The following is an 11160-nucleotide window of genomic DNA, read 5'->3' as shown; positions in this document are numbered from 1 at the left end:
GGCCGGGGTCGCCCGCGGCTCGCCCGGCTCGGCTTCGCGCGACGCCGGCTCACGCGGCAGCAGGACGGCGACGGCGATCGCGACCGCGGCACCGAGGCCGGCGACGATCCACAGCACGGCGCGCCATTCGGTGCGGAGGAGGAGGAGGCCGACGAGGGGCGGCAGCGCCGCCTTCCCGAGGTCGCCGGTGAAGTTGTAGGTGCCGAGCGGCCCGCGCGCGGCCTTTCCATACGCCCGGGCGATGACCGCCGAGGCGAGCGGATGCTGCGTGCTGCTGCCGGCCCCCGAGAGGGCGAGGGCGAGGCACAGGGTGACGAGGCCGCCCGACGCGCCGGCGAGAGCGTAGCCGGCCGCGCCGAGCAGCGTCCCGAGCACCAGCACGGTGCGCAGGCCGAGCCGGCGGGCGACGGCGGTGGCCGGCATCTGCAGCCCGGCCAGCGCGCCGACGTAAAGCGAGCGCAGCACGGCCAGCGCGACGTAGCCGAGGCCGAACTCCGCCTGCCACACCGGCAGCAGCACGTAGATCAGGTCGGTGTAGCCGTCGTGGAGCGCGTGGTTCAGGCCGACCACCGCGAGCGAGCGCCCCGCCTCCGCGACCTGGGCCGGCTCGGATGGGGCGGCGAGGTTCGGTGGGCGCGCGGAGCGGCTGTCCGTGTTGCTGGCCGTGTTCATGGCCGGCAGGATGCCGTCCTCGCCGCCGGCTGACAAACGCCTTATGTTGACGTGTGTGTGAGGAAAGCTGACGCGCATGCATCGCCGACTGCCGCCGCTCAACGCGCTCAAGGCGTTCGAGGCCGCCGGCCGGCACCAGAGCTTCACGCTGGCCGCGGCGGAACTCGGCGTGACGCACGGTGCCGTGAGCCGGCACATCCAGGCGCTCGAGGCCTGGCTCGGGACGCCGCTGTTCGAGCGCCACAACCGTCGCGTCGTCCTAACGGAAGCCGGGCGGGGCTACCTCGCCGAGATCGGGGCCGCCCTCGACCGCGTCGCGCTCGCGACCGCGCGGCAGATGGAGCGGGGGCAGGCGCGCGTGCTGCATGTGAACGCGCTCGCGACCTTCACGCTGCGCTGGCTGATCCCGCGCCTCTCGGCCTTCCAGCGCGGCAACCCGGCGATCGAGGTCCGGCTGACCACCTCGAACGTGCCGCTCGCCCACATCGTCGAGCCGTTCGACGTCGCGATCCGCGGCGGGCCGGACACGTGCCCCGGCTATGTCCGGCAGCGTTTCCTGACCGAGCGGCGCATCCCCGTCTGCAGCCCGGCGCTGCTGCAGCGCCTGCCGCTCCGCGCGCCGGCGGACCTGGAGCGCCACACGCTGCTGCACGCGGCGACGCTGCCCGAGGTGTGGCCGCACTGGCTGCAGGCCGCCGGCGTGCCGAACCTCGGCCCGGCGCGCTCGGTGACGCTGGAGCACTTCTACCTCACGCTGCAAGCCGCCCTCGACGGGCTGGGCGTGGCGATGGGGCCGGAGCGGTTGATCGCCGACGACGTGGCGGCCGGCCGGCTGACGCTGCCCTTCGACGGCCCGGCGCTGCCGGCGCGCAGCTACCACGCCTACGTCCCGGAGGCCCGCGCCGAGGACCCGGCCGTACGCGCCTTCTGCGACTGGCTTCCGAAAGCCGCCTGAGCCTCGCCGACGGAAGCCCGCCGCATGCAACCGGACTGACGCTGGATACCGACGACGCGCATTAGCGGTTGCCATCCGGACGCGGCCTCGGGCATGGCGGGGCGACGACGATGAGCCGGCCTCCGGGGGCGGAGCCGGGCGGCGGGGTGGCGATGGCGATCAATCAGGAAGCAGTCGAGCGGCTCGCGGAAGCCTCCGCCCTGCGGGTGCTCGTCCAGACGGTCGCGGTGCTGGTGTTCGAGCAGAGCGGCCTGCCGCCGGACCGGGTGCGCGCGCTCGGGCGCAGCCTCAGCGCCGAGATGTCGGACATCGAGATCCCCGGCGCCGGCGGCCCCGATCTCGACGCCATCCGCCAAGCGAATGCGCAGGCGGTGGTGGCCGCCTTCGAGAGCGTCGCCGAGGCGATGCGGGACGGCGGCGCGGCGACCTCCGGCGCCTGACCGGTTCCGGACCGGCCGCGGCGCCTCCGGATCGGCGTCGGCGAGGATGCCGACGGCCACGTTGCGTGCGCTCCTGATCACGGCCGACGCCGCCGACGAAGCGGCTTCCCACCGGCGTATCGCGACCCGGCACAGCCGGCACGATCGCCGCAGCGCGCGGCGCCGCCGGGCCTCGAGCCCCGGCCGGGTCCATCGCGCGGCGAACGAGCGCCCCCATTCAGCAGCAGCGCGCCGACGGAACATCGCGTCTCGCCGATGACGTTCCCCCGAACTGCGGAAGTGCGCGTCACGGACGATCTCAGCAGAGACAATCACCTTGAAATACTTTTTCTGTATTATCCATATTTGATAAATCGAAATTCTGTCTCAGAATATACTATTCTGAGTGCCGCATCACGAAACTATTCGGACGATCGTCGGCGATATTCGTCGGGTCCGACGATCGCGGAAAAGTGATGCCTGCCATCGTCGCGGGATTCGGGCAAAACAGATAGCTCCTTTTGCATAGATAAAAGTCGATCGTTGCAGCGGTAGAAAAGTCGGAAGCTACAACCAACTTACGATTGTTTTATGAGATGTGGCACGATTCAGTAACGTTCGGCATCCCCTCGCGCGGATACGCCGAGGGTCGCGGATCGAAACGTCGGGGATCTTGGATCGGCGCGATCCGTGTCCTCGAAGCGCCTCGCGACGGGGGCCGCCGCAGGTCTTTCGACGAGCGTTGCATGCAGCCGAAGAGATCGCGGCTCGGAAATCCCGATCCTCACGTCCTTCGCGGAATGATCGTCGGTGCGGTCGGGAGATAGGCCAGGGCAAGAACAGGGCACGATGAAGGGCAAGGCGAATTCGAGGTCGGGGATCTGGCGACCCAGGGGACGCATAGCCGAGTCGATCGGCTCCGCGACGAACGTCCGGGATTTCAACGATCGGGACATGGTCCCGGTGCAGTTCGAGATCGGGCGGTCGTCCGAGATCAAGATCGAGCTCGTCGGCAGCCAGAGCGATCTGCTCAGTTTCTGGGACGTGAGGTCCGTCGGCCCCTACAGCAGAAGGCCGAAATCCGCTTACGACATCGTGACGATCAACTTCACGTTGGGCGGGCATACGAACTACGTCTTCCAGGACGGTCGTGCCATGGGGGCGCCGACGACCGCGATCCTCGCCGATCATCAGGATCTGAGCGATGCGCAATCGTCGGACGGGTTCCACCTGTTCGGCTGCTCGATCTCGAAACAGGCGTTGACGACCATCAACGCGGCTCTGACCGGCGGCGAAGCGACCGGTTTCCCGCCCTTCGCCCGGGGCGCCGACATGGGGGCGCCCGGCATCAGAGCCTTGTACTGCGCGATGCGGCAGATCTATCGCCGATGCCTCGAGGTCGAGCCTTCGGGCGATCACACCCTAGCGCTGATGCAGGAGATCCTGGGGTATCAACTGCTTTCGGCCTGGCCGAGGCGGGCGGAGGCGATCGCCGACGTCCGGCGGCAGGCCCGGCCGTCGCGCCTGAGCCTCGCGAAGGACTATATTCAGACGTATCTCGCCACGCCCCTGGCGTTGAGCGACATCGCCGCGGCCGCCGGGCTGAGCGTCCGGGGGTTGCAGGACAACTTCCGCCGGTCGGTCGACCAGACGCCGTTCCAATACATCATTCAGCAGCGCCTGATGCGCGTCCACGAAGATCTCGTCGCGACTTCGAACATGAATCTCTCCGTCGGAGACATCGCAAGACGGTGGGGCTTCGTCCACATGAGCGATTTCGGGCAGCGCTATCGCCGCATGTACGGGTGTGCACCGACCCAGACCCGTCGCGAGGCATCCGGTCGCCCCTGACCACCGACATCCCATCGCGGGCGAGGCGGTGATGCCGCGGTGGAACCCAGGATCACCCAATGTTCAACCAGAGGTATGAAAAGTCGCGGAAAGTATCAATTTTGCGATGCGTAGTATCATAAACGTGATCTCGTCGGCGGATCGTCATGTCGACGTCAATTCTGACAGGAGTATAAGCCGGTCTTAACTATTTATAGTCTAGGTTGTGCCTGGAATTCATCGCCTGCCTGTACGAATTCTCGCCTCGAAGGACGAGCACGCTGGGAAGCCGATGATTGGACGGGGGGACGGCATGTTGACATTTCGAAATCATCGCGCCTCGATCGCGGCGGATCTGCTGGACAAATCGCAGGCCGTGATTGAGTTCGACCCCGGCGGCAAGATCCTCACCGCCAACACCAACTTCCTCGCGGTGATGGGATACGGCCTCGACGAGATCCAGGGGCGGCATCACAGCCTGTTCGTCCCGCCGTCATACGCGACCAGCGAGGCGTATCGGCAGTTCTGGGCGGATCTGGCGCAGGGCAAGTCGCAACAGGCCGCCTTCAGGCGCATCGCCAAGGGAGGCCGCGAGGTCTGGGTCCAGGCCTCCTACAACCCCGTGCTCGACCGCGCCGGCAAGACCGTCAGGATCGTGAAGTTCGCGACCGACGTCACCGCCCACAAGCAGGAAGCGCTGGAGCTCGAGGGTCAGATCGCCGCCCTGCACCGGTCGCAGGCCGTGATCGCCTTCGAGCCCGACGGCACGATCCTCACCGCCAACGCGAACTTCCTCGATGCCGTCGGCTACCGGCTCGACGAGGTGAAGGGCCAGCACCACAGCATGTTCGTCACCGAGGCGGATCGCGCCACGGCCGCCTACCAGGAGTTCTGGAAGGCGCTCGCCCGCGGGGAATACCAGTCCGCCGAGTACCTTCGGATCGGCAAGGGCGGACGCGAGGTCTGGATCCAGGCGACCTACAACCCCGTCACCGATGCGGAGGGGCGCACGGTCAAGGTCGTCAAGTTCGCGACCGACATCACCGAGCAGGTGCGCGAGCGGCAGCGCCGCGTCGAAGCGCAGCGGGCGATCGGCACGGATCTCGATGCGATCGGCGCGGCGACCGAGGACGTCATGCGGCAGACCTCGGAGGCGGCCACCACGGTGGCGCGCGTTTCCGGCGACATCCAGAGCGTGGCCTCGGGCGCGGAGGAGCTCTCGGCCTCGGTCGGCGAGATCAGCCAGCAGGTCAGCCACGCCGCTCAGATCGCCGGCCAGGCCGTCCATCAGACCGAGCGCACGGGCAACATCGTCGCCGGCCTGAGCAGCCAGGCCGCCCAGATCGGCGACGTCGTCGCCCTGATCCAGGGCATCGCCGCCCAGACCAACCTGCTCGCGCTGAACGCCACGATCGAGGCGGCCCGCGCCGGGGCGGCGGGCAAGGGCTTCGCCGTGGTGGCGGCCGAAGTGAAGGCGCTGGCCGAGCAGACCGGCAAGGCCACGGATCAGATCCGGGGCCAGATCGTCGCGACGCAGAACGCCACCCGCAATGCCGTCGACGCGATCGCCTCGATCCAGACCACGATCCAGACGCTCAACGACGTGTCGAACGCGATCGCGGCGGCGGTCGAGGAGCAGTCCGCGGTGACGCAGGAGATCTCGGGCAGCATGCAGACCGCCTCGCGCGGCGTGTCGGTGATTGCGTCGGGCATGGACATGATCGCCCAGGCCAGCGAGCGGGTGGATCACGCGACGCGGCAGGTCCGCGAAGCGTCGCGGGCGCTGGGATGATCTCGAGCATGGATCTGCCGCTCCCGGCGCCAGACCTCGAGATGATGGGGGAGGTCTATCTGTAATCTGTCCAAGATGAGCGCGACAACGAAAATCCAACATGGACCGCCGTCATGGCCGAGCTTCTTCTGATCAGCGACGACCCGGCCCGCACGGCACGGCTGGCCCGGGACCTGCGAGACTTCGAGGGCTCGACCATCTACGACCTCTACGACGACGAGCCGTATCCGGGGCCGCCGCGACTGATCGTCAGCGACGTGAAGGCGCTGACCTCCGAGGCGCTTCAGCGCCTGCGCCAGGTGCTCGAGCGGGTTCGCGGCCAGCACGTGCCCTACGTCTGCCTGCTGCACGACGACGGCGGCCGCACGCGCGCGTACGCCGACCTCCTGGGCGCCTCCAGCCTGCTGAGCGCCGCCGCCGGCGCGGGTGCCCTGGTCGATACCCTGACGGGCCTGCTGGAGCGGGCGGCGCCGATGCCGGCGGCGATGCAACGCTACGGCGAGATGGCCGAGCAGTTCCTGCGCAAGACCTTCGTGCCCGGCCGCTCGGTCACGCCGGCCGAGATCGAGGCCGGAACGAAGCTCGTGGCTAGCGCGGTGCAGGAGGTCGACATCCGCTCCTGGGTGCGCGCCGTCCGGCGCTTCGACGACGCCACCCACCGGCACTGCATGCTCGTGGCCGGGCTGTCGGCGGCCTTCGGCGGCATCCTCGGCCTGAAAGCGGCCGACCGCCATCACCTCGTCAAGGCGGCCCTGCTGCACGACGTCGGCAAGATGGAGATCGACCCCGCCATCCTGAACAAGCCGGGCAGGCTCGACGACGGGGAGATGGCCGTGATGCGCACCCACGCCGCGCTGGGATACGCCATGCTGGTGGGGCGCGGGTTCGACGACACCCTGCTCGCGGTCGTGCGCTCGCATCACGAGATGCTCGACGGCTCGGGCTATCCTGACGGGCTCGCCGGCCGCGCGATCCCGGATCTCGTCCGCCTCGTCACGATCTGCGACATCTTCGGCGCGCTGATCGAGCGCCGCCCCTATCGCGCGCCGATGCCGAACGCGAAGGCCTACGACATCCTGGTCGGGATGGGCGGACGGCTCGACACCGACCTCGTCCGCGCCTTCAGGCCGGTCGCGAACGCGTTCTGACGCCGACGCCGCGCGCTCGGCGCGACGCCGCTCAATGTGCGGCGGGCGCGTCGTGGACGAGGTCGGCGAGCGGGACGCCGACCTTCGCCAGGGACAGGGGCGGCGTCCGGCCGCTCGGGAACGTCGTCTCCCACCCGCCGCCGAGCGCCCGCGACAGGGAGACAAAGTCGGTCGAGATCGCGGCGGTGGCCTGAGCCAGGTTGACCTCCGCCTGGAGCACGGTCTGCGACGCCTGCAGGACCGTGGTGAAGGTGTCGACGCCCTGCTCGTAGCGCGACCGCGACAGCGACAGCGCCTGGCGCGCATCGCCGACCTGCCTGGACAGGCGCGCCCGCCGGCCCTCGTCGGCGCGCAACGCGGCGAGCGCGTTGACGATGTCGTGCCAACCCTGGAGCACGGCCTTCTGGTAGGCGATCGCCGCCTCCTGCTGCCGGGCGCGCTGGAGCACGAGGTTCGCCTTGAGCCGGCCGCCGTCGAAGAGCGGAATCGAGATCGACGGGCCGACGTTCATGTACTGCAGCGACGAGACCCGGAAGATCTTGCCGGGATCGACCGCGTTGCCGGTCGGGCTGGCGCTCAAGGTCACGGTCGGGAAGAACTGCGCCTCGGCGACCCCGATCTCGGCCACGGCGGCGTGCAGGTTGGCTTCCGCGGCGCGGATGTCGGGACGGCGCAGGACGAGGGTCGACGGGATGCCGACCGGCACCCGCGGCGGCACCGGCGGGATCGCCCGGGCGGTGACCAGCTCCTGCGACAGGGCGAGCGGCGCCTCGCCGAGCAGGAGCGAGATCGCGTTGATCTGCTGGATCTCCTGCTGCTGCAGCCCGGGCAGCTGCGCCTTGATCGCCTCGACCTGCTGCGCCGCGCTGGCGATGTCGAGGCCGGTGACGAGGCCCTTCTGCTGGCGCACCCGCACCACGTCGAGGATCTGCTCGTTGACGCGGATGTTGGCGAGGTTGATCCGCATCTGCTCCTGGGTGCCGCGCAGCTGCACGTAGTTGCGGGCAAGGTCGGACTGGCTCGAGACCAGGATGTCGCGGCGCTGATCCGCGGACGCGTCGGCCTGGGCCTCCGCGGCCTCGACCGAGCGGCGGACCCGGCCCCAGAGATCGAGCTCCCACGATGCGTCGAGCCCGAGGGTGTAGCTCTCGAACCCGTTGGTCAGCGGTGCGGTCGGGTTGGCGCCCCCCGCCCCGCCGCCGGTCAGGCCGCCGAGGGAGCCGGACAGGAGGCCGATCGTCCCGTTCTGGCTGTACTGCATGCGGTAGGCGTTGCCGGTGCCGCCGATCGTCGGCAGCGTCGCGGCGTTCGCGGTGGTGAGCTGGGCCCGGCTCTCGAACAGGCGCGCGGTCGCGGTCTTCACGTCGAGGTTCTGCGCGGCCACGCGCTCCTCGAGCCGGGTCAGGATCGGATCGCGGAAGGCCTGCCACCAGGCGATGTCCGGCTCGGCCTGGCTGGTGCGCGCCGTCAGGCGCCGTGCCGCCCGGGCCGGGACGCCGGTGTCGAGGTAGTCGCTCGCGTCGGCGAGCGGCGTCGGCGGAACGGAGAAGTCGGGGCCGACCGTGCAGCCGGCCAGGCCGAGCATCGCGGCGAGCGCGAGGAGGGAGGCCCGGCCCGACAGCGCAGCCGAGGCCTTCGCGCGGGACCGGCCTTCGAACATTCGGCGGGATGTCATGTCAGTGTCCTCCGCCCTCGGCCTTGGCGGTCCGGGCCGATATCAGGAAGCAGAGCGGCACGACGAGGAACGCCAGCAGCGCCACGTATTGGTACACGTTGCTGTAGGCCAGGATCTGAGCCTGCTTCGTGTAGGTCTGGTAGGTCTGCGCGACGGCCTGCTGGTGCACCACCGAGGCGGCACGCCCGAGCGAGCGCAGCGTCTGCTCGGTCTCCTGGATCAGCGTGGCGTAGCCCTGTCGCAGCGGCGTCATAAACGTCGAGAGGTGGGCCTGGTCGGCCTGCGTCCGCTCCGTGACCGCGGCGGTCGAGAGCGAGATCCCGACCGAGCCGAACACGTTGCGGAACATCGAGAACAGCGCCGACGCGTCGCTGCGGTACTTCTGGGGCAGCGTCAGGTAGGCGACGGTGGAGATCGGCACGAACAGGAAGGCGAGCGCCGCCGTCTGGAGCGTGCGCATCCAGACCAGGGTCCGGAAGTCGATGTCGGGCGCGATCCGGCTCGAATAGAACATCGCCGCGCCCATGAAGGCGAACCCGAACATGATCAGGTAGCGGGTCTGCACGACCTTCATCATCAGGCCGACGAGCGGGATCAGCACGATCACCGCCACGCCGCCCGGCGACAGGATGAAGCCGGAATCGAGCGCGGTGTAGCCCAGCACCTGCTGCGCGAATTGCGGGATCAGGACCGAGCCCGCGTAGAGCAGGGCGCCGACCGCGCCGATGAGCAGGCAGCCGACGGCGAAGTTCCGGTCCCGGAACACCATCAGGTCGACCACAGGCGCCTTGGCCGTCAGCAGCCAGCAGATGGCGCCGAAGATCCCGAGGAAGGCGACGACGGCCATGATCCGGATGAAGGACGAGCTGAACCAGGCGTTGACCTCGCCGCGGTCAATCATGATCTGCATGCAGCCGATGCCGACGACGATCAGGGCCAGGCCGACGTAGTCGAGCCCGCGCGCGCGCTTCTCGGCCGCGGCCGGCGGGTCCTGGACCAGGTAGGCGTTGACGAACAGCGTGACGATGCCGACCGGCACGTTGATGAAGAAGATCCAGCGCCAGGTCGCGTGCTCGACGAGGTAGCCGCCGAGCGTCGGCCCGAGGACGGGCGCGACCACCGTCGCCACCGCCGTGACCCCGAAGGCCGCCCCGCGCTTGGCCGGCGGGAAGGTGTCCAGGATGATCGCCTGCTGGCTCGGCTGCAGGCCGCCCCCGAAGAAGCCCTGCATCAGGCGGAACAGGATGATCTGCCCGAGGCTCTGCGACAGCCCGCACAGGAACGAGGCCACCGTGAACATGCCGATGCAGATCAGGAAGTAGCGCTTCCGGCCGATCGTGTCGGAGAGCCAGCCGGCGATCGTGAGGACGATGCCGTTGGCGACAAGGTAGGCGGTGAGCGTGTAGGTCGCCTCGTCGTTCGAGGCGGCGAGCGAGCCCGCGATGTAGGGCAGGGCCACGTTGACGATGGTGGTGTCGAGCACTTCCATGAACGCCGCCAGCGTCACCGCGATGGCGATGAGCCAGGGGTTGTGGGCAGGTTTCCAGCCGTCCGAGGCCCCGCTCACTTCAGCATCACCGTCGGCACCACGCTGATGCCGAGCGGCAGCGGCTCCTCCTTCCTCAGGCCGGAATCGATCACGATCTTCACCGGCACGCGCTGGACGATCTTGATGAAGTTGCCGGTGGCGTTCTCGGCCGGGAAGGCGGAGAATTTCGAGCCCGACCCGCGCTGGATCGACTCGACGTGCCCCTGCAGGGCGAGGTCGGGATAGGCGTCGATCGCGATCCGCACCCGTTGCCCGGTCCGCATGCCGTCGAGCTCGGTCTCCTTGTAGTTGGCCGTCACCCAGACGTCGGTGGTGACCAGCGACATGACCTGCTGGCCGGCGGTGAGGTAGTCGCCGGCGTTGACGTTGCGCTTCGTCACCCAGCCGTCCTGCGGCGCCCGCACCACGCTCCATTCGATGTTCAGGTTGGCCTGCTCGACCTGCGCCCTGGCCTGCTCGGCCTGGCCCTTGATCTGGTCGACCTGCTGCTCGGACTGGCCGATGTTCTGCTGGACCGGCATCGCCTGGACGAGGCGGGCCTGGGCCTGCTCGACCTGCGCCTTGGCCTGCTGGTAGTTGGACGCGTTGGTCTCGACCTCCTGCTGCGTCGTGGCCAGCTTGGGCAGGCTCCTCTGCCGGTCGTAGTTGGCCTGCTGCAGGGCGAGGTTGGCCTTGGCCGAGTCGAGGTTCGCCTGCGCGAGCTGGAGGGCCGCGGGGAAGTTCTTCTTGGCGATCTCGACGCCGAGCCGCTGGCTGGCGATCTGGGCGTTGCTCGCGGCGAACTGGCCCTGGGCCTGCTCGCGGCTGTAGACGAACTGGCGCTGGTCGATGCGGAACAGCGTGTCGCCCTTGTGCACGAACTGGTTGTCCGTCACCTCGAGCGCGATCACCTGCCCGGCCACCTGCGGCCCGATCGTGACGATGTTGCCGTCGGTGTAGGCGTCGTCGGTGCTGATCGTCCCGCGGGTCGCGAGCCAGTAGGTCACGCCGCCCCCGGCGAGCAGCAGCAGGACCACCACGGCGATCCCGATGACCCAAGGCCGCCGCTTCCTGCGCGCGCGCTCGTCCGCTCCCTGGTCGTCTCCGTCCGATTTCTTGCCGCCGCGGTCGTCCCGGTCCT

Annotated in this window: 9 protein-coding genes; 5 read left to right on the top strand and 4 right to left on the bottom strand. The window is 69.1% G+C overall.

Going from position 1 to position 11160, the window contains the following annotated elements:
- Positions 1–672 (bottom strand): MFS transporter (locus FV230_RS07640; RefSeq protein ID WP_147841908.1); only part of this gene is annotated, 672 nt, incomplete at its 3' end.
- 76 nt (positions 673–748) lie between these two features.
- Here FV230_RS07640 and gcvA point away from each other — a divergent pair.
- From gcvA to FV230_RS07615, 5 genes are all read left to right on the top strand, one after another.
- Positions 749–1627, top strand: a complete 879-nt coding sequence (gene gcvA, locus FV230_RS07635) for a transcriptional regulator GcvA (protein WP_147841907.1) — start codon at positions 749–751, stop codon at positions 1625–1627.
- A gap of 110 nt (positions 1628–1737) precedes the next feature.
- Positions 1738–2067 carry a hypothetical protein gene (locus FV230_RS07630; RefSeq protein WP_147729600.1) on the top strand — a complete coding sequence of 110 codons (330 nt, stop codon included), beginning with the start codon at positions 1738–1740 and terminating at the stop codon, positions 2065–2067.
- 828 nt (positions 2068–2895) lie between these two features.
- Positions 2896–3897 carry a helix-turn-helix domain-containing protein gene (locus tag FV230_RS07625; protein WP_147841906.1) on the top strand — a complete coding sequence of 334 codons (1002 nt, stop codon included), beginning with the start codon at positions 2896–2898 and terminating at the stop codon, positions 3895–3897.
- A gap of 292 nt (positions 3898–4189) precedes the next feature.
- A complete protein-coding gene (locus FV230_RS07620; protein WP_147841905.1) occupies positions 4190–5668 on the top strand; it encodes a PAS domain-containing methyl-accepting chemotaxis protein in 1479 nt (492 codons plus the stop codon).
- A 113-nt stretch (positions 5669–5781) separates the two neighbouring features.
- A complete protein-coding gene (locus FV230_RS07615; protein ID WP_147841904.1) occupies positions 5782–6816 on the top strand; it encodes an HD domain-containing phosphohydrolase in 1035 nt (344 codons plus the stop codon).
- 31 nt (positions 6817–6847) lie between these two features.
- Here FV230_RS07615 and FV230_RS07610 read toward each other — a convergent pair whose 3' ends face one another.
- From FV230_RS07610 to FV230_RS07600, 3 genes are read right to left on the bottom strand one after another with little or no spacing between them, the layout of a single operon-like run.
- Positions 6848–8491: an efflux transporter outer membrane subunit gene (locus tag FV230_RS07610; protein ID WP_246694787.1), complete on the bottom strand. Its 1644-nt coding sequence runs from the start codon at positions 8489–8491 to the stop codon at positions 6848–6850.
- 1 nt (position 8492) lies between these two features.
- Positions 8493–10058, bottom strand: coding sequence for a DHA2 family efflux MFS transporter permease subunit (locus FV230_RS07605; RefSeq protein WP_147841903.1), 1566 nt, complete (start codon positions 10056–10058; stop codon positions 8493–8495).
- Positions 10055–11056 (bottom strand): HlyD family secretion protein, encoded by a 1002-nt coding sequence (locus FV230_RS07600; protein ID WP_147841911.1) that lies wholly within the window; start codon positions 11054–11056, stop codon positions 10055–10057. The genes FV230_RS07605 and FV230_RS07600 overlap by 4 nt, the downstream gene beginning before the upstream one ends.
- Positions 11057–11160 lie beyond the last annotated feature (104 nt).

This window comes from Methylobacterium sp. WL6 (genome assembly GCF_008040095.1).
GTDB lineage: Bacteria > Pseudomonadota > Alphaproteobacteria > Rhizobiales > Beijerinckiaceae > Methylobacterium.
Note: the sequence above shows the minus strand (reverse complement) of the source record. Positions and strands in the feature narration are given on the sequence as shown.